The sequence below is a fragment of the Streptomyces sp. NPDC127119 genome, from assembly GCF_042677425.1.
Classification (GTDB): domain Bacteria; phylum Actinomycetota; class Actinomycetes; order Streptomycetales; family Streptomycetaceae; genus Streptomyces.
On sequence record NZ_JBHXTO010000019.1, the window covers coordinates 68,469 to 89,127 of the forward strand.

The window sequence follows — 20,659 nt, forward strand, 5'->3', positions numbered from 1 at the left end:
AGGGTGTCCAGGTTATGGAGTCCGCGCGCGCTCTATGCGCGTCACAAGTGACGACATTCGATCGGAGTTGAAGGAGAAAAGACAGACCTTGACTTGAACAGGTCAAGTGAGCTATGTGCTCGCTGTCCGGCACCGGGTTCCGGTACCGGCCCGCTCACGGAGATCCGTGTACCGCTCAACAGGCGCGTTCAAAAGACGGGTTGGCAGAAGCCATGATTCCGTGCGCCCCCTGTGCTCCGGCACCGTGGGTTAGGTCACGCTTACTGCTCGTTCCCCTCGGGCAGACAGGCGAATAGAGTCGGTTGGCGGCGCGCCGGATTTCCGGTGATTTGCCAAGCGACACCGTTGTCGCAGCCTTGCTTCTTATTCGCACCTCCCCCATCGCGAGAGGCACCGGGGGGAGACCCCCACCCCGAGGACGGAACTGCCATGCCTCGTCCGACCGCCGCACAGCTCGCCTACGGTTCCTGCACCGTGCTCTTCTCCACGCTCGCCATGCTGCTGCTGTCACAGACGAGTTCGGGCCTGGGAGTCGTGATCATCGCGCTCTCCGCCCTCGTGCTCGGTCTCCTCGTGGCCATGACGGTTCCCACGCCGAAGCCCACCGCGGCCGTGGCCACCACTCCCTCGCGCGTCGCCGTCGCGGACCAGCGCGTTCCGGATCAGCGTCTTCCGGAACCGCGGCTCTCGGCCCGGCGCGAGACCGTCGCCGCCGCGAGCGCGTCCGAGCCGATACGCGAACGCGCCTGAGTCCGCAGTCCGGTTCGGTCCGGACGGGCCCGGTTCACACGGCCCGTCCGAACGGACCCGGCTGTCCGGACAGCGGCTTTCACCGCTCACCGTCGGCCGCTTGCCGCCCGACCCCTGCCGTCCGGCTCCTGACGTCCGGCTCCTGAACCGCCCGCCGCCCGCCGTCGGGCGGTTCAGCCGGTGCTGACCACCACGGTCTTGGCCGCCTTGTCGTGCAGCCCCTGCTTGTACGGCTTGTCGAAGAAGCTCCAGCCGCCGGCGATCGCGGTCCAGATGCACGCGCAGCAGAACGCGAACGGCACCCACAGCACCAGCGCGCGGACCAGTGAGGTCTGCACGGACGGCGTGGAACCGTTGTCGAGGTTCGCCACCCGCAGATGCAGCCACTTCTTGCCGAGGGTCTGTCCCGACCTGGTGGTCAGGAAGGTGTCGTACCCGACGTAGAGCAGCAGGGCGATCAGGGACTGCCCGAAGGACTTGCCGTACTGGATCTTGTCCGTGTCCACGTCGTACTCGTTGACGCCGAAGCCCCATGTCAGCAGCCACACCACGATGAGGACGAGGACCATGTCGATGATCCGCGCGAGGACGCGTTTGCCGCTGTCGGCGAGCGGCGGCATCCCGGCGAGCGGATCGTTGCTGTACGGGCCTCCGCCGTAGGGGTCCTGGCCGCCACCGCCGTAAGGGGCACCGCCACCGCCGTAGGGGTGGCCGGCGCCGCCACCGTAGGGCGGTGGTGCGGCGCCGGGAGGCGGGGGTGCGGCGCCGTACGGGGAGCCGCCGCCCTGGCCGGGTGGCGGCTGCGGCGGCTGCGACTGCTGGGGCGGCGGCTGCTGCTTCTTGAACGGGTCCTCGTCCGGCGGCTTCTGGAACGGATCGTCGTCCGGAGGGGGCGGCGGCGGCTCGGTGGTCATGTCCCGAGTCGACCGCGAACCCCACGGCCGCGCCAACGGGGGACGGCCGTACGGGGTATCGGCCGGAGCGGCCGTCCGGAACAGTCCTCCGGTACGGCCGCCGGGTGCCGTCAGCCCGCGACGAACGTATGGGCCGCCTTGTCGTGCCAGCACTGCCGCCACGGGCGGTCGAACAGGCCCCACACGACACCCACGACACCGATGCCGAGAAGGCACGGGACGCTGTAGACGAGCCAGCGCCGCAGGGCCAGGCCGAACGACGGCGGGTCGCCTCCCTCGATGTCCCGCACCTGGAGGCCGAACAGTTTCTTGCCGAGGGTGCGGCCCCACTTGGCGTTGGGCAGGGCCTCGTAGAGGACGCCGAAGACGATCAGGACGGCGAGGACGATGCCGAGGTAGAGGGCGGTCGTGCCGTCCAGCAGCCACACCGTGACCGTCTCGCCGGAGAGCTTGGCCGCGTCGATCTTCTCGTTGACGTGGTCCAGCGCCCTGGTGCCCAGCGGAACCGCGGCCGCGCCGGTGACCGCGGCCAGCACGAGCGTGTCCACGAGCCGGGCGGCGAACCGCTTCCCGAGCCCCGCCGGACGCGCCTCGGCCTGGGAGCGGACGACCGACTGGAACGGGTCCTCCCGCACCGGCTTCCACGGCACGACGGGCTGGTCCTCGTCCGCCCCGGCCAGCCGGTGCACCTGCTGGGCCCAGGACGGCTGTCCGCCACCGGGACCCGCGCTCATCGGCGCCTGCGCCTGCGGAGTGACGGCCTGCGGAGGGACCGCCTGCGGGGGGACGGTGGGGGTGGACTGCTGCTGCGGGGCCGGGGCTGCGGGGGACGGCTGTGCCGGGGCCGTGGGCTGGGCCGCGCCCGTGGGCTGCTGGGCCGCGACCGACTGCGTACCGCGCTGCTGTCCCGACCGCTGCGGCGTCCGCCTGAAGCTCATCGTGCCCTCGGCGACGAGGGGTTCGCGGGAACCGGGGACGCCGGAGGCGGGGCTGCCGGAGGCGGCGGCTCCCGTGCCCGGGGTCTGCGCGCGCGCCGCGCCGGACGCGCCCGCGACATGCGCGCGCCCGGCACCCATGGCACCGGCCGAACCCGTGGCGCCGGGCGAACCCGTGGGGCCCGTGGGCCTGCGGAAGACCACCGTGCCGCCGGAGGGAGGAGGCATGGGCGCCCCCGGGTCCCGCTCGGAGTCGGCCCCCTGGAACGTGGCCGTGCCGTCCGTGTGGTCCGACCTGCCGTCGGGCTGCGCGGCCGACTGGACCGGGGATGCGGACTGGGGCTGCGGTACGGCGGCCTGCGCCTGCGGCGCGGGCTGGGCCGGCTGTGCCGGTTGCGCGGACTCCGCCGGTACCCGCGGGTCCGGTGAACCCCAGCGGACCCGGCGGTCCGGATCGCCGCCGAAGCCGGTCTGCCGGGAGCGGTCGGCGCCCCACGCGGTGGCCGGTTCGGGGCGGCTGCCGTGCTGGGCCTCGGCGGGCGACGGGCCCGCGGCGGGCGGGTCCTCGTCGAAGAAGTGCGGGCCCGTCTCCTCCGTGGACACGGGTGCGGGCTGCGCGTTCGCGGCCGAGGGGGCCGAAGCGGGTGAGGCGGCCGGGTCGCCGCCGGGCGCCGGCCGGCTGGTGCCCGGCACCCATGCGGCACCGTTCCAGTACCGGACATATCCAGGAATGGACGGGTCCGGGTAGTACCCCTCGCGGGGCCTGTCGTCGCCGGGGGCCGGGGTTGGGGCGCTCATGTCCGTCGTCCCGTATCTGCTCGGGGGTCGTGTTGAGCGTCCACATCTATCAGACGGGCGCAACCGCCACTGCCGCTCCTGGTGTACCTACCCCCTTCGAGCGCGGTTCCCCCACCATTTCCGGCCTCGGCACGGTATAGGCGCGACGGTCCGGGGCCCTGCGAAAAAAGTTCTCCGAACCGGCGTAATGCTGCGGCCTCCGCGGCCTCTCCACTCGTACGGGCCCGCTCCTCGGGTCCCGGCCACGAGAGGAAGCGGACCGCATGAGCAACGACGTGAACAACGATCTCAACGACGGCCGGAACGGCGGCAGGAACGACGACAGGAACAGCGGCAGGGGCAGCGGGCGGGACAGCGACACCGTCGTGGTGGAACGGGAGCTGGAGCTCAAGCTGGTGCTGTCCCCCGAGCGGAGCATCCCCGTGCCGGCTCTGCTGAGTTACCGCAGCGACGATCCGTACGCCGTCCACGTCACCTTCCACATCGGCACCGACCACCCCGTGAGCTGGACCTTCGCGCGGGAACTGCTCGTCGAGGGGGTGTTCCGGCCGTGCGGGCACGGGGATGTACGGGCGTGGCCGACCAAGGTCGGCGGGCGCGGCGTCGTCCTGATGGCGCTGAGTTCGCCCGACGGGGACGCGCTGCTGGAAGCGCCCGCCGCGCAGGTGTCGGCGTGGCTGGAGCGCACGCTGCGGGCGGTCCCGCCGGGCACGGAGGCCGGGCGGCTCGGTCTCGACGACGGTCTCGACGAGCTGCTCGCGCCGACTCCCGCCGACGATCTGTGGCTGAGCGACCCGTGGCCCTCCGACGAGTCCAAGGACGGGGAGTGAGAGGGAGGAGGGAGGAGGAGTGAGGGAGAGGAGAGAGAGGGGGAGCTGGAGGTGGAGGTGGAAGGGGCTGTCAGAAGAGTTTTCCCGGGTTGAGGATGCCCAGGGGGTCGAAGGCCGTTTTCACCGCCCGTTGCATCTCGATGCCGACCGGGCCGATCTCACGGGCCAGCCACTCCTTCTTGAGGACGCCCACACCGTGCTCGCCGGTGATCGTGCCGCCGAGTTCCAGGCCGAGGGCCATGATCTCGTCGAAGGACTCACGGGCGCGCCGGGACTCGTCGGGGTCGCTCGCGTCGAAGCAGACGGTCGGGTGGGTGTTGCCGTCGCCCGCGTGGGCCACGACGCCGATGGTCAGCCGGTACTTCTCGGCGATCCGGTCGACCCCTTCGAGCATCTCGGCGAGCCTGGAGCGCGGTACGCACACGTCGTCGATCATCGTCGTGCCCTTGACCGCCTCAAGGCCCGTGAGGGACAGCCGGCGGGCCTGGAGCAGCAGTTCCGACTCGGCCGCGTCCTCCGCCGGTACGACCTGGGTGGCGCCCGCCGCCTCGCACAGCGCGCCGACCGCGGCGAGGTCCGCGGCGGGGTCGAGCGTGTCGAAGGCGGCGAGGAGCAGGGCCTCGGTGCTCTCCGGGAGGCCCATGTGCGCCATGTCGTTGACGGCCTTCACCGTGGTGCGGTCCATCAGTTCGAGGAGGGAGGGCACATGGCCGCCCTCCATGATCCGGCAGACCGCGTCGCAGGCCGCCGCCCCGGAGGGGAACTCCGCCGCCAGGACGAGCTGTTGGGGCGGTTGGGGTTTCAGGGCGAGCGTGGCCTGTACGACGATGCCGAGTGAGCCCTCCGAGCCGACGAACAGGCGCGTCAGGTCGTATCCGGCCACACCCTTCGCCGTACGGCGGCCCGTCGACATCAGGCGGCCGTCCGCCAGGACGACGTCCAGGCCGAGGACGTACTCCGCCGTCACTCCGTACTTCACGCAGCACAGGCCGCCCGAGGCCGTGCCGATGTTGCCGCCGATGGTGCACATCTCCCAGCTGGAGGGGTCCGGCGGGTAGTAGAGGCCGTGTTCGTTGACGGCGCGGGAGAGCGTGGCGTTGATGACGCCCGGCTCGACCACCGCGATCCGGTCCACGGGGCTGATCTCCAGGATGCGGTCCATCTTGATCAGGGACAGCACGATGCAGCCCTCGGAGGCGTTGGCCGCCCCGGAGAGGCCCGTGCGGGCGCCCTGCGGGACCACCGGGACACGGAGGTCGGTCGCCGTGCGCATGACGTGCTGGACCTGTTCGACCGTGCGCGGCAGCACGACGACGGCAGGGGTGCCCGCCTCACAGAAGCTGGCCATGTCGTTGGCGTACGAGCCGGTGACGTCCGGGTCGGTGAGGACCGCCTCGGCCGGCAGGCCCGTGAGGAGACGTTCGGTGAGGCGTTCGGAGAGACGTTCCGTGAGGTTTTCGGTGAGACGTTCGGGGGTGCTGCCCACCGCCACGGTGTCTTCATCGGGTCGGGCTTCGATACGGCTCATGATCACAGCGTCGCACTCGGGGCCATCGGTGTGAACCCCGCCCGCGCGAGGCTTTCCGTGCCGGGGTGGTGGCCGGGTGTGCTCTTCGTATTGACGCACAGTGATCGGCATGGACAGCGGTGTGAAGCGTGAGGTTCTGATCCGGCGCGTGCTGGCCGGGGCCGTCGTGGGGTGCTTCGTGCTGGGGGGTGTGCTGGTCGTCATGCCCGACGGGGATCGCCGGCCGCCGCCCTCCCCCGGGCCCGTGGCGCGGGCCGTGACCGCGGTCGGGTCGGGGGCGCCCGCCTCGCTGCCCGATCTGGTCGCGCTGATCAGTGACCGCGAGGCGCATCTGCGGGCCCATCCGGGTGATGTGCGCTCGTGGGCCGAGCTGGGCACCGCGTATGTGGAGCGGGGCGAGCGGACCGCCGAGCCGGGGTTCTATCCGAAGGCCGACGCCGCGTTGCGTACGTCGCTGAACGGGCGGCCGAAGGGGAACACCGAGGCGTTCCGCGGGATGGCCGCGCTCGCCAACGCGCGGCACGACTTCCGGGCCGCGCGGGGGTGGGGGGAGGCGGCGGTGGCCTCCTCGCCGAAGCGGTGGTCCGTATATCCGGCGCTGATCGACGCGTATCGGGGGCTCGGGGACTACAAGGGCGCTCGGCGGGTGCTGGCCAAGCTTGTCGAACTCCCCTCGGGGAGTGGGGTGTCGGGGGGCCGACCGGGAGTGCAGGTGTTGGTGCGGGCCGGGCTCGTCTACCGGGATCGGGGGTGGCGGGAGGATTCCGCCGCCGCCTTGTCCGATGCCGCGGCGCTCGCCGCCACCCCTGCCGAGCAGGCCGACTGTCTGGTGCGGGTCGGGGAGTCGGCCTGGGAGCGCGGGGAGGCTGCCGAGTCGCTGCGCGCGTTCGAGGCCGCGTTGCGGGCCGATCCCGGGGAGCATGCGGCGCTGGCCGGGCAGGGGCGGGCGCTGGCCGCGCTGGGGCGGGACTCGGAGGCGCTGCTCGCGTATCAGTCCGCGCTGGCGAAGCAGCCGTTGCCGCGGTACGCGCTGGAGCTGGGCGAGTTGTACGAGTCGCTGGGGCTCGGTGGGGCCGCGCGGGCCCAGTACGACGTGTTGCGGGCGCGGGTGCGGGAGGGGGACGCGGCCGGGGTGAACGAGGAGCTGGTGCTCGGGCTCTTCGAGGCCGATCACGGGGACGCGGGGGGTGCGGTGCGGCGGTTGCGGGGTGAGTGGGCCCGGCATCCTTCGGTGGCTGTGGCCGATGCGCTGGGGTGGGCGTTGCATCGGGACGGGAAGGACAAGGAGGCGGTCGGTTTCGCCACCCGGGCGACGGATCGGGTGCGTGGGGGTGGGGCTCGGGTCGCTCTGTACTCGTTCCACCGGGGGGTGATCGAGCGGGGGGTGGGGAACGACTCGGGGGCGCGGCGGCATCTTGGCGAAGCGCTGCGGATCAGTCCGGTGTTCTCGCCGTTGTTGGTGCCTGTGGCTCTGCGGGCGCTGGAGGAGTTGGGGGAGGCCGAGCCTCGGCCTGCGGGCGCGTTGCGGTAGGGGGTGGGCCGCGGCGGTGGGTCGGGGGCGGTCGGCGGTGGGGCCGCGGCGGTCGGCGGTGGGGTCGGGGCCGTGCCGGTACGTCGAGTCCGCCGCCTCCCGGGTGTACCGCCCCGAGAAGGAGAGCGACCGTCGTTTGCAGGAGCCCTATGCGGCGGACTTCGACGTACCGGCACGGCCCGCTCCCGTTGTCTGCCGGGTGCGGGCCGTGCGTGGTGGAGGGCTCTGGATCAGAGGTTGCCTCGGCGGTCCTGCTCTCGTTCTATTGCCTCGAAGAGGGCCTTGAAGTTGCCCTTGCCGAAGCCCATGGAGCCGTGGCGTTCGATCATCTCGAAGAAGACCGTCGGCCTGTCCTGGACCGGCTTCGTGAAGATCTGGAGCAAGTAGCCGTCCTCGTCGCGGTCCACGAGGATCTTCAGTTCGCGCAGTGTCTCCACGGGGACCCTCGTCTCGCCCGCCCATTCGCCGAGGGTGTCGTAGTACGAGTCCGGGGTGTCGAGGAACTGGACGCCCGCCGCGCGCATCGTGCGGACCGTGTTGACGATGTCGTTGGTGTTCAGGGCGATGTGCTGGACGCCCGCGCCGCCGTAGAACTCCAGGTACTCGTCGATCTGGGACTTCTTCTTGGCGATGGCGGGCTCGTTGATCGGGAACTTGACCTTGAGCGTGCCGTCGGCCACGACCTTGGACATCAGGGCGCTGTACTCGGTCGCGATGTCGTCGCCCACGAACTCCTTCATGTTCGTGAAGCCCATGACCTTGTTGTAGAAGCCGACCCATTCGTTCATCCGGCCGAGTTCCACGTTGCCCACGCAGTGGTCGATGGCCTGGAAGGTGCGCTGGGTGGGGGGTTCGACGATCGGGGCGGCGGCTGTGTAGCCGGGGAGGTACGGGCCGTCGTAGCCCGTGCGCTCCACCAGGGTGTGGCGGGTCTTGCCGTACGTGGCGATCGCGGCCAGGACCACCGTGCCGTGTTCGTCTTTCACGTCGTGCGGCTCGGTGAGGGGGGTCGCGCCGTGCTCGACGGCGTACGCGAACGCCGCGCGTGCGTCCGGGACCTCGATGGCGAGGTCGACGACTCCGTCGCCGTGCTCCGCCACGTGCTCGGCGAGGAAGGTGCCCCAGGGGGTGGCGGGCCTGATGACCGAGGTGAACACGAAACGGGCGGAGCCGTTCTCCAGGACGTAGCTCGCGGTCTCCCGGCTGCCGTTCTCCGGTCCGGAGTACGCGACGAGCTTCATGCCGAAGGCCGTGGAGTAGTAGTGCGCCGCCTGCTTGGCGTTGCCCACGGCGAAGACGACCGCGTCCATTCCCTTGACCGGGAAGGGATCTGCCTGCCGCGCGGTATGAGGGGTGTGGTGCGTGGTCTGAGTCATGGGCGCAGGCTCTCGCCCTTTAGCAAGGTGCGCAATCGTTTGCGATTCGGCTGGGCAATATGTTCAGTGGAGGGCCGCCGCCCCTCTACTTCTTGTACAGGGTGACCACCTCGGAGGTGCTTGTGGGGATCGATCGTTTGGACGGGCGGCTTCTTGTGCTGCTCGCCGAGGAGCCCCGGATCGGGGTACTGGAGATGTCCCGCCGGCTCGGTGTCGCGCGCGGGACCGTGCAGGCGCGGCTGGACCGGCTTCAGTCGAATGGAGTCATCCGCGGATTCGGTCCGCAGGTGGATCCCACGGCCCTCGGATATCCCGTCACCGCCTTCGCGACCCTGCAGATCCGGCAGGGGCAAGGGGCGGACGTACGGGCGCACTTGGCGACCGTGCCCGAGGTGCTGGAGCTGCACACGACCACGGGCGGCGGGGACATGCTGTGCCGGCTCGTGGCCCGGTCCAACGCCGATCTTCAACGGGTGATCGACCGGGTTGTCGGTTTTGATGGCATTGTCCGGGCCTCCACGGCGATCGTCATGGAGAACCCCGTTCCTCTGCGGATCATCCCGCTGGTGGAGCAGGCGGCCAGGGACGACGACGGCTGAACGACCGGGCTACCGAGTGAGGTGACAGCGATGAACTTCTGGGAGTACCTCGGCAGCCGTCATCAACAGCTCCTCGCCGACGCTTTCCAGCACGCCAGCGCCGTCTTCCAGTGCATGGTCGTCGCCACCGTCGTGGGGGTGGTGATCGGGGTCGTCACCTATCGCAGCGACTGGGCCGGGAACCTCGCCACGATCACCACGGCGACCCTGCTGACCATTCCCTCGCTCGCCATGATCGGTCTGCTGATCCCGGTGGTGGGGCTGGGTGTTCCGCCCACGGTCATCGCGCTGACCCTGTACGGGTTGCTGCCCATCGTGCGGAACTCGATCGTCGGACTGCGCGGCGTCGACCCGTCGCTGGTGGACGCCGCGACCGGGATCGGGATGTCGCGGCTCGCCCGGCTCGTACGCGTCGAGCTGCCGTTGGCCTGGCCGCCGATCCTGACCGGGATCCGGGTCTCCACGCAGATGCTGATGGGCATCGCCGCCATCGCCGCGTATGCCTCCGGGCCCGGGCTCGGCAACGAGATCTTCCGCGGTATCGCCTCCCTGGGCAGCAAGAACGCGCTCAACCAAGTCCTCGCGGGCACGCTCGGGATCATCGTCCTGGCGCTGCTGTTCGATGCCGCGTACGTCCTCGTCGGGCGGCTGACCATCCCTAGGGGGATTCGTGTCTGAGACAGCAGCAGAGACCGTGGAGGGGGCTCGGGAGGGTGGGGGTGGGCATGACGCCACCGGGGCCACCATTCGGCTGGAGAGTCTGAGCAAGCGGTATCCGGGGAGTGCCGATCCCGCTGTGGACAGCGTCAACATGGAGATCAACGCCGGTGAGCTGGTGGTGCTGGTCGGGCCCTCCGGGTGCGGCAAGTCCACCACGCTGAAGATGATCAACCGGCTGATCGAGCCCACGGGCGGGCGCATCCGCATCGGTGGCGAGGACGTCACCCACATGGATCCGGTGAAGCTGCGGCGCAAGATCGGGTACGCCATCCAGTCCTCGGGGCTCTTCCCGCACATGACCGTCGCCCAGAACATCGGCCTCGTACCGAAGATGGTCGGCTGGTCGAAGACGCGGGTCGCCGAGCGGATCGAGGAGATGCTCGATCTGGTGGGGCTCGATCCCGGTGAGTTCCACGGGCGTTACCCGCGGCAGTTGTCCGGTGGGCAGCAGCAGCGGGTGGGCGTGGCGCGGGCGTTGGCCGCCGATCCGCCTGTTCTGCTGATGGACGAGCCGTTCGGTGCCGTCGATCCCATCACTCGTGATCATCTGCAGGACGAATTGATCCGGCTGCAGCACGAGCTGCACAAGACGATCGTCTTCGTCACGCACGACTTCGACGAGGCCATCAAGCTCGGGGACCGGATCGCGGTGCTGCGGGAGCAGTCGCACATCGCGCAGTTCGACACCCCGGAGGCGATCCTCACCAACCCCGCCGACGACTTCGTGTCCGGGTTCGTGGGCGCGGGGGCCGCTCTGAAGCGGCTGAACCTGACGCGCGTACGGGATGTGGAGATCACCGACTATCCGACGGTGACCGTCGACGACCCGCTGCAGGACATCTTCAACAAGATCCGGGCGAGCGGTACGAACGAGATCCTGCTGCTCGACCGGCGGGGGCGGCCCTACAAGTGGCTGCGGCGCGGGGATCTCATGCGGGCGCGGGGCTCGCTGGCCAGGGCCGGCACGCTGGTGAACGACACCGTGACCCGGGACGCGACGCTGCGGGACGCGCTGGAGGCCGTGCTCACGGACAACGCGGGGCGGGTCGTGGTGACCGGGCGGCGCGGCGAGTACACCGGCGTGGTGGACATGGAGACGCTGATGAACTCCGTGCAGGAGATGCTGGAGGCCGACCGGCTCGACGCGATGGAGCACCAGCACGACCTGGAGGAGGCCCGCACCGAGCAGACCCGTCACGAGCAGGAGGGCGTGGGTGGCGGCGGGGACGGGGAGGGGCAGGCGTGAGCACCCCCGAAAGCGGTCGCGACGGCGGCTCGGGGCCCCGGGACTCTCGTACGGGGTCCGAGGATGTCCGTACGGGGCCCGGGAACGTCCGTACGGGACCCGGGAACGAACGTTCCGGCTTCGGGGACGCCGGTCCTGAGGCCGGGCGGGAGGCCGCCTTCGACGAGGACCTCTCCGCGGTGGCCGCCACGTCCCGCGCACCCAGGATCAGTTGGCTGAAGCTGACCCTCCTGCCGACCGTGCTCGTCGTCGGGCTGCTCTGCACCTGGCTCTGGTTCCGCCAGGCGGATCTCGACCCGCTCTCCGAGAACGCGCTCAGCAACGGGCAGGTGTGGAAAGCCCTGCGCCAGCACATCGAGCTGACCGTGATCTCCACCTTCTTCGTGCTGATCATCGCGATCCCGCTGGGCATCCTGCTGACGCGCGGCGCCTTCCGCAAGGCGACCCCGGTGTTCATGACCTTCGCCAACATGGGACAGGCGACGCCCGCGATCGGGCTGCTCGCCCTGCTGGTGATCTGGCTGGGCATCGGCCGGAAGGCGGCCCTGATCGGCATCATCGCGTACGCCGTCCTGCCCGTCCTGTCGAACACGATCGCCGGGCTGAAGGCCAACGACCCGACGCTCCTGGAGGCCGCCCGGGGCATCGGCATGTCCCCGCTGGGCGTGCTGAGCCGCATCGAACTCCCGTTGGCCGTACCGCTGATCCTCGCCGGTGTGCGGACCGCGCTCGTCCTGAACGTGGGCACGGCGACGCTCGCCACGTTCGGCGGAGGCGGCGGTCTGGGCGTGCTGATCACGACCGGGATCACCAATCAGCGGATGCCGGTGCTGGTCCTCGGCTCGATCCTGACCGTCGCGCTGGCGCTGCTGGTCGACTGGCTGGCGTCCCTGGCCGAGCTCCTGCTCAGTCCACGCGGCCTGGAGGCGGGCTCATGAGGCGGGTTACGTCGGTTACGGGTCCGGTGGCGGCGTTGGCCCTGCTGGTGGCGGTGTCCGGGTGCGGGCTGACCAGTGGTTCGCCCATGGTCGACGATGTGAAGCCGGGGTCGGTCGGGAAGGGGCAGCCGCTCAAGGGCGCCGATCTCACCGTGACGTCCAAGGAGTTCACCGAGCAGCTCATCCTCGGCGCGATCATGGGCATCGCCTTCCAGGCGGCCGGCGCCGACGTGCTCGACCGCACGGGCATCCAGGGGTCCATCGGCTCCCGGGAGGCGGTCAAGAACGGGGACGCGGACGCCGGTTACGAGTACACGGGCACCGCCTGGATCACCTACCTGGGCAACAGCGACCCCATCGCGGATCCGCAGAAGCAGTGGGAGGCCGTGCGCGAGGCCGACCTGAAGAACGGGCTGACCTGGCTGCCCCCTTCGAAGCTGAACAACACGTACGCGCTCGCCATGAACCAGGCCAACTACAAGAAGTACGGCACGAAGACGCTCTCCGAGGTGGCCGCCCTCTCCAAGAAGGACCCCAAGGCCGTCACGCTCTGCGTGGAGAGCGAGTTCGCCAACCGGGCGGACGGGCTGCCGGGCATGGAGAAGGCCTACGGCATGAAGGTGCCGAGCGGGAACATCACGCAGATGGACACCGGGATCATCTACACCCAGGTGCGGAAGGGCAGTTGCACCTACGGGGAGGTCTTCACCACCGACGGGCGCATCAAGTCCATGAACCTCGCCGTGATGGCGGACGACAAGAAGTTCTTCCCCAACTACAACGTGGCTCCGCAGATCAACACGAAGGCCCTGAAGAAGTACCCGGCGATCGCCGAGGTCCTGGCCCCGATCACGAAGCGGCTCGACAACGACGTGGCGCAGGAGCTGAACGCCAAGGTGGACGTCGACGGCGAGGATCCGCACGCGGTGGCACTGGACTGGATGAAGAAGGAAGGGTTCGTGAAGGACGGCTGAGCGGCGGGTGAGCGGCGGGCGCGCTGTTCGCGGGCGGGGCTCAGCAGGAGGGGACGGAGCCCTTGCCCTTCTCCAGCGCCACCAGGGAGTCGACGGCGCCCTCGAGGGTCGTCACCGGGATGAGGCGCAGCCCCTTCGGCAGCTCCGACCTCGCGTCCGAGCACTCCGCCTTCGGGACCAGGAAGACCGTGGCGCCGTCGCGGCGGGCCGCCTGCGTCTTGAGGGCCACTCCCCCGACCGCGCCGACCTTCCCGCCGGCGTCGATCGTTCCCGTACCCGCGATGACCCGGCCGCCCGTGAGATCGCCGCCGCTGCCGTCGCCGTCCAGCTTGTCGACGATGCCGAGGGAGAAGAGGAGTCCCGCGCTCGGGCCGCCCACGTCGGCGAGCTTCAGCGTGACCTCGATGTCGTCCGACCGCTCGCCGAGCTGGTTCAGGGCCGCCTCGGTGGCGGTGTCCTGGGACTTCTTCATCTCCTCGGCGTTGTACTCCTCGATCTCCTCGACGTTGTCGCCGCTCGGGTAGACCGAGTCGCGCGGCATCACCGCACGGTCCGTACGGAACCAGCCGTCGAGCACGTCGCCCAGGCCGATGCTCGTGTCCGGGCCCGTCGCCTCGATGGTCGTCATCCGCAGCTGCCCGCTCGTGTCACGGGCCTTCGCACCGGAGATCGTGATGACCGGGTCACCCTTGTTCTCGCCGAGCACATCGGCCGTCATCCCGGGCTGCGCCAACGAGAACGGCAGGGGCGCGAACACGGCGACGGCGAACAACCCCACGACAGGCAGACCGCACAAGGCGACGGCCTGAAGGCGGGAGAGACGGGAGAGACGAGGGAGACCGGAGAGACGAGAAGCCACGGGATCAATCTAACGGAGAGCAATCGATCACTCTCAGGGGCACGGCTCCAGGGGCACGGGCACCGCCGCAATCTTTTGTCTTTAGGGGCGCGGGGAACGGCGCAATCTTTCGGCTTTAGGGGCACGGGCAACGCCGCCGTCCTCTGCCTCCAGGGGCGCGGGCAACGGCGCAGTCTTTCGGCTTTAGGGGCGCGGGGAACGGCGCAATCTTTTAGGGGCGCGGGGAACTGCGCGACCAGCCACAGCGGACCCGCAGCCAACCCACGCCCCCACACCCCGGCAGGGACCCGGCCCAGGTCAACGAAGCGCGTCAGCCACTTCCCGCGCAGCGTCGACGACCCGCGGCCCCACCCGCTCAGGCACCGCGTCGGCCAGCATCACCACCCCCACACTCCCCTCCACCCCCGTCACACCGATCAGCGCCGCCGCGGCCCCACTCGCCCCGGCCTCCAGCTCGCCGTGCGTGAGCGTGTAGCCGAGCTCACCGTCCACACCCCCGGCCCGCGCGGCGAGGATCGCCTTCCCGGCGGCCCCCCGCTCCAGCGGATGACGGAACCCGGCGCGGTAGGCCACGTGATAGTCGGTCCACGTCGGTTCGACCACGGCGACGGCGAGCGCCTCCGTACCGTCGACCAGCGTGAGATGGGCGGTCGCCCCGATGTCCTCGGCCAGCGACCGCAGCGCGGGCAGCGCGGCCTCACGGACCAGCGGATGCACCTGGCGGCCGAGCCGCAGCACCCCGAGCCCGACCCGGGCTCGGCCGCCCAGGTCACGGCGTACGAGGGCGTGCTGTTCGAGCGTGGCGAGCAACCGGTACACAACGGTCCGGTTGACTCCGAGTTTGTTGGACAGCTCGGTGACGGTCAGACCGTGGTCGGTGTCGGCGAGCAGCTTGAGGACGCGCAGTCCCCGGTCGAGCGTCTGGGAGGTTTCCGCGGTCACGACGCCCACTCCTTAGTGGTGAGAGTCGGCGACCCCCTACGTGGCGGATGCGTCACCGGTCCCATCGGCGACGCGCGTCAGAGGCCGCCGGTCGGCTGCGGCCCGGGTACTCCCGGGCGGGCACCGGCTGCGCTCCGCGGCGGCGCTGCCACGGGGCGTGTGCGTAGCGGGGACAGTAGCGAGCTGGTTCGCTCAGCGGAAGGCTCCGTCCAGAATCCGGTCATGCGCAGGTACGGACCGTTCCTGGTTACCCACGGTTTGCTCCCGTTCTGGCCGGATGTGGGCGCCGCGGGCAACGCGGCGTGCACCACCTCCGCACAGAGCGCGCACGCCTTCCGAGGGGGCGCACACACGCGCGAGCGCCGGTGCCATCAGGGCACCAGCGCTCGTGTCGACGTACAGGCGTGTTCGGACGCGTACGGACGTGTACGGCCGTGCGGGTTCCAGCATGCGGACGCGTGAGGCCCCGAAGCGCGTCAGGGGTGGGCGGTCACCGCATGCGGGTCGCCCATTCCTGCACCTTCTCGATCCGCTGGCGCAGCTGCCCGGCGGTCGCCTCCGCGCTCGGCGGGCCGCCGCAGACGCGGCGCAGCTCGGTGTGGATCACGCCGTGGGGCTTGCCGCTCTGGTGGACGTACGCGCCGACCATGGTGTTGAGCTTCTTGCGCAGCTCCAGCATCTCCTTGTGGGAGACCACGGGGCGGCGCTCGGCGGGCAGTTCGAGGAGGTCGGCCTCGTCGTCGGGCTTCTTGCGGCTGTGCGCGATCTGCCGGGCCTGGCGCTTCTGGAGGAGGAGCTGGACCTGGTCGGGTTCGAGGAGCCCGGGGATGCCGAGGTAGTCCTGCTCCTCCGCGCTTCCCGGGTGGGCCTGCATACCGAACTCGGCGCCGTCGTAGAGGACCCGGTCGAAGACGGCCTCGGACTCCAGCGCCTCGAAGGAGAACTGCTCCTGCTCGCCGGTGTCCTCGTCCTGCTCCTTGTTCGCCTCCTCCATCTCCTTCTCGGATTCGGCGTACGGGTCCTCCTCGGTCTCCTTCTTCGGCTTGTCGAGGGCGTGGTCGCGCTCGACCTCCATCTCGTTGGCGAAGGTGAGGAGGTCGGGGACGGTCGGCAGGAAGACGGAGGCGGTCTCGCCGCGCCGCCGGGACCGTACGAAGCGGCCAACGGCCTGGGCGAAGAAGAGCGGGGTCGAGATCGTGGTCGCGTACACGCCGACGGCCAGGCGCGGTACGTCGACGCCCTCGGACACCATCCGGACGGCGACCATCCAGCGGTCCTCGCTCTGGCTGAACTCGTCGATCCGGTTGGAGGCGCCCGTGTCGTCGGAGAGGACGAGGGTGGCCTTGTTGCCGGTGATCTCACGGATGAGCTTGGCGTAGGCGCGGGCGGAGTCCTGGTCGGAGGCGATGACGAGGGCGCCGGCGTCCGGAATGCCCTTGCGCACCTCGGTCAGCCGCTGGTCGGCGGCGCGCAGCACGCTGGGCATCCACTCGCCGCGCGCGTCGAGGGCCGTGCGCCAGGCCTGGCTGACGGCGTCCTTGGTCATCGGCTCGCCGAGCCGGGCGGCGATCTCGTCCCCGGCCTTCGTACGCCAGCGCATGTTGCCGCTGTAGGAGAGGAAGATGACGGGCCGCACGACGCCGTCGCCGAGGGCCGAGCCGTAGCCGTAGGTGTAGTCGGCGGAGGAGCGGCGGATCCCGTCGTTGCCCTCCTCGTACGCGACGAAGGGGATGGGGTTCGTGTCGGAGCGGAACGGCGTACCGGTGAGGGCGAGCCGGCGGGTGGCGGGCTCGAAGGCCTCCAGGCACGCCTCGCCCCAGGACTTGGAGTCACCGGCGTGGTGGATCTCGTCGAGGATGACGAGGGTCTTGCGCTGCTCGCAGCGGTTGCGGTGGAGCATGGGCCGCACGCCGACACCGGCGTAGGTCACGGCGACGCCCTGGTACTCCTTGCTGAGCGGGCCCGCGCTGTACTCGGGATCCAGCTTGATCCCTATGCGCGCGGCCGCGTCCGCCCACTGCTTCTTCAGATGCTCGGTCGGCGCGACCACGGTCACCTGCTGCACGACATGGTGGTGCAGCAGCCATGACGCGAGGGTCAGCGCGAAGGTCGTCTTGCCGGCGCCGGGCGTGGCGACGGCGAGAAAGTCACGCGGCTGCTCCTGGAGGTACCGCTCCATCGCCCCCTGCTGCCAGGCGCGCAGCTTGTTGGCGGTGCCCCAGGGGGCCCGGCCGGGGAACGCGGGCGACAGATGGTGCGAGGACGCGGCGCTGGCGACGGAAGAGGCGGGCACGAAGGGCCCTCCAGTGAGGGTGTCGGGGGACGACGGGCGGGCGGTAGTCACGGTCTCCGTGGGGTGGTCGAGCCGCTCGGCCACGTATGACGACGGCTGCGTATGACAACCGGGCCACCCTACCGGCGGCTCATGAACGTCAACGCGCGGACGACGCGGGGACCCTCCGGGATGGGACTCAGCTCACATCGGCCCGCCCCGGCTCACTTCAGCCCGACTCAGCCCGACTCAGCCCGCCGAAGGGACCCGCAGCCGCGTCGTCACCCACGCTCCCACCAGTGCCACCGCCGCCATCGGCAGGAACACCGCCACGAACGCCGCCGGGTGACCGCCGGAGGCCTGGGTGGCCGCATGGGTGACCGTGCCGCCGCCGAGTGCCGCGAAGGCCGCGCCGCCCGCGGCGAGGAGGACGACGTTGGCGAGGCCGTCGGACATCTGGAGGGCGGCGGAGTTGTTGCCGGCCTGGCCGGGGGCGGAGAGGTGGAGCAGCAGAACGCTGGTGGAGGAGATCACCAGGCCCATCCCGAAGCAGCCGAACGCCCAGGCCACCGCCACCGTCCACACCGGCACGCCGTCGATCAGCACGGCCGGCGCGGCGGCTATGGCGGCCGCGGTCAGCACCATGCCCAGCATCATCAGCCGCTCCCGGTACGGCTCCACGCGCGCCCTCGCCTGCACGAAGGAACCCAGCGCCCAGGTGCCGCCGCCGGCCGCGAGGGAGAACCCGGCGAGTGTCGGCGACAGGCCCCGCTCGGTGACCAGCATCAGCGGCACGAAGGACTCCGCCGCGATGAAGGAACCGGCGGCCACGCCGCGCAGCAGCACCACGGACGGCAGCCCGCGCGCCGCCAGGTAGGTGCCTCGCGGCAGCAGCCCGAGGACCGCCGGGACGAGCAGCGCGGCCCCCGCCGCACCCGGGACCAGGGACAGCCACCGCAGGTCCTGGGCGGCGTACTGCAGCAGTCCCGCGCCCGCGGAGATACCCAGCGCCAGCCGGATGCGCCGCCGGTCGAAGGGGGCCGGAAGGGTCCCTTCCTCCGGTCCGGACGCCCGCCTGCGTATCTGCGGCAGCGCGAGCGCCAGCGGCAGGAGGACCAGCACCGGTACGCCGACGAAGACCCAGCGCCAGCCGAGGTGCTCGGTGACCGCGCCGGAGGCGAGGGGGCCGACGATGGACGGAACCACCCAGCTCGCCGCGAACGCCGCCATGATCGACGGGCGCAGCCGGGCCGGATACGCCCGCCCCACCACCACGTACAGCGCGACGATCACCAGCCCCCCGCCCAAGCCCTGTACGGCCCGGCCGAGGATGAACAGCCACATGGCCCCGGCCGTCCCGGACAGCAGCAGCCCCGCCGCGAAGGCGCCTATCCCCGCGGTGAGGGACCCCAGCGGGCCGGCCCGGTCGGACCACTGCCCGGCGAGCACCATGCCGAACAGGCTCGTCGTGAAGTACCCGGAGAACGCGAACGCGTACAGCGAGATCCCGTCCAGCTCCCGCGCCGCCACCGGCATGGCCGTCCCGACGGCCGTCGCCTCGAAGGCGATCAGCAGCACGACGGACACGATCCCGATGCTCAGCGCCCGGTACGGACGGCTGAGCACGCCGTCCGGGGAGACGTCTTCGATCGGTGCGCTCGGGGTGGCGGCGACGCCGGTGTCGCCCGGTTCCAGGGAGGTCATGTTCGCCAGGGTAAGGGGCAAGACCGACCTTGACCCCTGTCGGAAGACGGCCCCGACCTGAGACCTTGGTCGTACGACCCCGCCCCGCCCTTTGTGAACGCGGCATGGCAGTCCCGTTGCAGCGCCCACGACACCCTTGGCCACGCCCACCCCGGCCCGTACGGTCGACACAACGAGTCCGGAACGACGGACTCGAGCTTGGCCGTGTGCCCGAGTGGCTTAGGGACTCGCCTGCAAAGCGAGGCACGTGGGTTCAATTCCCGCCACGGCCTCTGGTCCGGTGTCGGGGCCGGCTGCCTTCGGGTGGTCGGCCCTGCGTCGTGTGCGGGCGGTCAGCGCGGCCCTGGGCGCCTCAGAGGACCCCTCCCGCCTCGTCCTGGAACATCTCCGTCCAGTAGTGCCACTCCGACCCCGGGGCGGCGCCTGTGGGGTCGACCGTCGACAGGGTCTGCGTCATCGTCGTGGCGAGCTGGTCGTAGGCCTCCTCCGTCAGTTCGTGGGAGAGGGACTCGTCGATCGTCCGCTCGCGGTGGAGCAGCCACAGGGTGAAGGCCAGGGTCGAGACGTCCGTGTTCAGGGCGTACAGCGTGGCGTCGGGCTCGCTCCAGTCGAGGATCGCGCCCGTCTCGCCGTCCACGATCAGGCTGTTGTCCTCGATCAGGTGACCCAGGCGGATCAACTGGTGCGCGTCGCGCGGGAGTTGGTCGGGGGTGAACACGTCCGGGCGCTCGTCCTCGTAGTACTCGGCGAGCGTCGGCAGCGGTACGTCCGTGTCCAGCTGGAACAGGAAGCCGTCCTCGGGCAGGCCCGTCTCGCGCAGGAAGTGCCGCGTCGGCTCGTGCGCGAGGGCCGCGGGGAAGTCGACGTCCTCGAAGCGCACCACCCGGCCGTGCCCGAACTCCTGGTCCAGCAGGCGGGCCGGGAGGTCGAGGGTCAGTGCGGAGTCGGCCGGTGCGCCCGCGACCAGGGCCATCGGGCGGATCAGCGCGGCCATCTTCCAGAACGGCGGGACCTCGCCGTCGACGCCCTCCTCGAACAGCGCCAGCAGCTGCCGCGACATCGCGGTGACGGCCTTCGGGCCGAACCGGCCCTCGTAGGACGCGAACTGGCCTCTCCTCGCGGACATCTCGTCCGTCGCCGTCACGAAGTCCGTGAGCGTCCGGAGGGAGGGGGCGAGCGGGACGCGGTCCATCAGGTCGGGGCGGTCGTGGAGGAAGAACGTGGTGGACACCTCGCCCGTCGCTCCGTCGAGCAGCACCGACTCCGTCTCCGGGCCGGCGGGGTCCCGCAGCGCGCCGATCACCAACTGCTCGCGCAGCTCGGGCGGAAGGGCGGCCGGGTCTCCCGTCGAGTCCCCCACCGTGCGCAGTCCGTCCCCGCGCAGGGCCTCGAAGGTCAACAGGCCGCTGTCGCCCGGCAGTCCGGGTCCCGTCAGCCAGCGGCGCGTCGGTGGGTGCGTGACGTACGGGTCCAGTGCGTCCTCGTGCAGAGTGATCTTCTCGGTGCCGATGCCGATGTCGGTGTCGGTGTTGATGTCGGTGCCGCTGTTGGTGCCGATGCCGGTGTCCGTCGTGCCCATCGTTCCCCCGCGGATCGTTGTTCGCAGTCCCCCCGGCAGGACCGGGCCGGGCGGCACGCAGCCATGCGCCCAGGCGCGCCGCCACGCACGCCGAGGCATCCGGATGCGCCTCGAAACACCCGGAAACGGCCCGCCGCCCAGCGGTCCTCCCCCACAGACCAGAA

Annotated in this window: 17 protein-coding genes and 1 tRNA gene; 9 read left to right on the forward strand and 9 right to left on the reverse strand. The window is 70.8% G+C overall.

Going from position 1 to position 20,659, the window contains the following annotated elements:
• Positions 1-429 precede the first annotated feature (429 nt).
• Positions 430-750 carry a hypothetical protein gene (locus ACFVH5_RS12035; RefSeq protein ID WP_385833423.1) on the forward strand — a complete coding sequence of 107 codons (321 nt, stop codon included), beginning with the start codon at positions 430-432 and terminating at the stop codon, positions 748-750.
• Between the two features lie 173 nt (positions 751-923).
• Here ACFVH5_RS12035 and ACFVH5_RS12040 read toward each other — a convergent pair whose 3' ends face one another.
• Entirely contained in the window at positions 924-1,664 is a 741-nt protein-coding gene (locus tag ACFVH5_RS12040; protein ID WP_385833424.1) for an RDD family protein, read from the reverse strand.
• 110 nt (positions 1,665-1,774) lie between these two features.
• Positions 1,775-3,397 carry an RDD family protein gene (locus ACFVH5_RS12045; protein WP_385833425.1) on the reverse strand — a complete coding sequence of 541 codons (1,623 nt, stop codon included), beginning with the start codon at positions 3,395-3,397 and terminating at the stop codon, positions 1,775-1,777.
• 263 nt (positions 3,398-3,660) lie between these two features.
• Between ACFVH5_RS12045 and ACFVH5_RS12050 the strand changes: the two genes are divergently transcribed.
• Positions 3,661-4,227, forward strand: coding sequence for an SsgA family sporulation/cell division regulator (locus tag ACFVH5_RS12050; RefSeq protein ID WP_385833426.1), 567 nt, complete (start codon positions 3,661-3,663; stop codon positions 4,225-4,227).
• Positions 4,228-4,297: 70 nt separating this feature from the next.
• On the opposite strand, the gene ACFVH5_RS12055 is transcribed toward ACFVH5_RS12050, so the two are convergent.
• The gene (locus ACFVH5_RS12055; protein ID WP_385833427.1) at positions 4,298-5,755 is read right to left on the reverse strand and encodes an FAD-binding oxidoreductase; all 1,458 of its coding nucleotides are present in this window, start codon (positions 5,753-5,755) and stop codon (positions 4,298-4,300) included.
• A 109-nt stretch (positions 5,756-5,864) separates the two neighbouring features.
• Between ACFVH5_RS12055 and ACFVH5_RS12060 the strand changes: the two genes are divergently transcribed.
• Entirely contained in the window at positions 5,865-7,286 is a 1,422-nt protein-coding gene (locus tag ACFVH5_RS12060; RefSeq protein ID WP_385833428.1) for a hypothetical protein, read from the forward strand.
• Positions 7,287-7,516: 230 nt separating this feature from the next.
• Here ACFVH5_RS12060 and hppD read toward each other — a convergent pair whose 3' ends face one another.
• Complete coding sequence (hppD, locus tag ACFVH5_RS12065) at positions 7,517-8,662, reverse strand: 4-hydroxyphenylpyruvate dioxygenase (RefSeq protein WP_385833430.1); 1,146 nt, start codon at positions 8,660-8,662, stop codon at positions 7,517-7,519.
• A gap of 122 nt (positions 8,663-8,784) precedes the next feature.
• On the opposite strand from hppD, the gene ACFVH5_RS12070 reads away from it, so the two are divergent.
• From ACFVH5_RS12070 to ACFVH5_RS12090, 5 genes are all read left to right on the forward strand, one after another.
• Positions 8,785-9,261: an Lrp/AsnC family transcriptional regulator gene (locus ACFVH5_RS12070; RefSeq protein WP_107016413.1), complete on the forward strand. Its 477-nt coding sequence runs from the start codon at positions 8,785-8,787 to the stop codon at positions 9,259-9,261.
• 30 nt (positions 9,262-9,291) lie between these two features.
• Positions 9,292-9,939, forward strand: coding sequence for an ABC transporter permease (locus tag ACFVH5_RS12075; protein ID WP_385833431.1), 648 nt, complete (start codon positions 9,292-9,294; stop codon positions 9,937-9,939).
• A 16-nt stretch (positions 9,940-9,955) separates the two neighbouring features.
• Positions 9,956-11,227 (forward strand): betaine/proline/choline family ABC transporter ATP-binding protein, encoded by a 1,272-nt coding sequence (locus ACFVH5_RS12080; RefSeq protein WP_385833444.1) that lies wholly within the window; start codon positions 9,956-9,958, stop codon positions 11,225-11,227.
• 179 nt (positions 11,228-11,406) lie between these two features.
• Positions 11,407-12,165, forward strand: coding sequence for an ABC transporter permease (locus ACFVH5_RS12085; protein WP_385833446.1), 759 nt, complete (start codon positions 11,407-11,409; stop codon positions 12,163-12,165).
• Complete coding sequence (locus ACFVH5_RS12090) at positions 12,162-13,139, forward strand: glycine betaine ABC transporter substrate-binding protein (protein WP_385833432.1); 978 nt, start codon at positions 12,162-12,164, stop codon at positions 13,137-13,139. The genes ACFVH5_RS12085 and ACFVH5_RS12090 overlap by 4 nt, the downstream gene beginning before the upstream one ends.
• 40 nt (positions 13,140-13,179) lie before the next feature.
• On the opposite strand, the gene ACFVH5_RS12095 is transcribed toward ACFVH5_RS12090, so the two are convergent.
• The 4 genes from ACFVH5_RS12095 to ACFVH5_RS12110 all read right to left on the reverse strand — a co-directional run bounded on the left by ACFVH5_RS12095 (position 13,180) and on the right by ACFVH5_RS12110 (position 18,916).
• Positions 13,180-13,998: a S16 family serine protease gene (locus ACFVH5_RS12095; protein WP_385833433.1), complete on the reverse strand. Its 819-nt coding sequence runs from the start codon at positions 13,996-13,998 to the stop codon at positions 13,180-13,182.
• A gap of 297 nt (positions 13,999-14,295) precedes the next feature.
• Positions 14,296-14,940 (reverse strand): IclR family transcriptional regulator, encoded by a 645-nt coding sequence (locus ACFVH5_RS12100; protein ID WP_381833505.1) that lies wholly within the window; start codon positions 14,938-14,940, stop codon positions 14,296-14,298.
• 490 nt (positions 14,941-15,430) lie between these two features.
• Positions 15,431-17,233: a DEAD/DEAH box helicase gene (locus ACFVH5_RS12105; protein WP_385833434.1), complete on the reverse strand. Its 1,803-nt coding sequence runs from the start codon at positions 17,231-17,233 to the stop codon at positions 15,431-15,433.
• A gap of 228 nt (positions 17,234-17,461) precedes the next feature.
• Positions 17,462-18,916, reverse strand: a complete 1,455-nt coding sequence (locus tag ACFVH5_RS12110) for an MFS transporter (protein WP_385833435.1) — start codon at positions 18,914-18,916, stop codon at positions 17,462-17,464.
• Positions 18,917-19,116: 200 nt separating this feature from the next.
• Here ACFVH5_RS12110 and ACFVH5_RS12115 point away from each other — a divergent pair.
• A tRNA-Cys gene (locus ACFVH5_RS12115) sits at positions 19,117-19,188 on the forward strand.
• An 80-nt stretch (positions 19,189-19,268) separates the two neighbouring features.
• Here the strand turns inward: ACFVH5_RS12115 and ACFVH5_RS12120 are convergent.
• Positions 19,269-20,495 carry an SUKH-4 family immunity protein gene (locus tag ACFVH5_RS12120; RefSeq protein WP_385833436.1) on the reverse strand — a complete coding sequence of 409 codons (1,227 nt, stop codon included), beginning with the start codon at positions 20,493-20,495 and terminating at the stop codon, positions 19,269-19,271.
• Between the last annotated feature and the right edge of the window lie 164 nt (positions 20,496-20,659).

Excerpts from the sequence above, each read along its gene's own strand:
- ACFVH5_RS12035 (WP_385833423.1), top strand. The coding sequence starts at position 430 with ATGCCTCGTCCGACCGCCGCACAGCTCGCCTACGGTTCCTGCACCGTG.
- ACFVH5_RS12090 (WP_385833432.1), top strand. The coding sequence starts at position 12,162 with ATGAGGCGGGTTACGTCGGTTACGGGTCCGGTGGCGGCGTTGGCCCTG.
- ACFVH5_RS12060 (WP_385833428.1), top strand. The coding sequence starts at position 5,865 with ATGGACAGCGGTGTGAAGCGTGAGGTTCTGATCCGGCGCGTGCTGGCC.
- hppD (WP_385833430.1), bottom strand. The coding sequence starts at position 8,662 with ATGACTCAGACCACGCACCACACCCCTCATACCGCGCGGCAGGCAGAT.
- ACFVH5_RS12120 (WP_385833436.1), bottom strand. The coding sequence starts at position 20,495 with ATGGGCACGACGGACACCGGCATCGGCACCAACAGCGGCACCGACATC.
- ACFVH5_RS12055 (WP_385833427.1), bottom strand. The coding sequence starts at position 5,755 with ATGAGCCGTATCGAAGCCCGACCCGATGAAGACACCGTGGCGGTGGGC.
- ACFVH5_RS12075 (WP_385833431.1), top strand. The coding sequence starts at position 9,292 with ATGAACTTCTGGGAGTACCTCGGCAGCCGTCATCAACAGCTCCTCGCC.
- ACFVH5_RS12040 (WP_385833424.1), bottom strand. The coding sequence starts at position 1,664 with ATGACCACCGAGCCGCCGCCGCCCCCTCCGGACGACGATCCGTTCCAG.
- ACFVH5_RS12050 (WP_385833426.1), top strand. The coding sequence starts at position 3,661 with ATGAGCAACGACGTGAACAACGATCTCAACGACGGCCGGAACGGCGGC.
- ACFVH5_RS12045 (WP_385833425.1), bottom strand. The coding sequence starts at position 3,397 with ATGAGCGCCCCAACCCCGGCCCCCGGCGACGACAGGCCCCGCGAGGGG.
- ACFVH5_RS12110 (WP_385833435.1), bottom strand. The coding sequence starts at position 18,916 with ATGACCTCCCTGGAACCGGGCGACACCGGCGTCGCCGCCACCCCGAGC.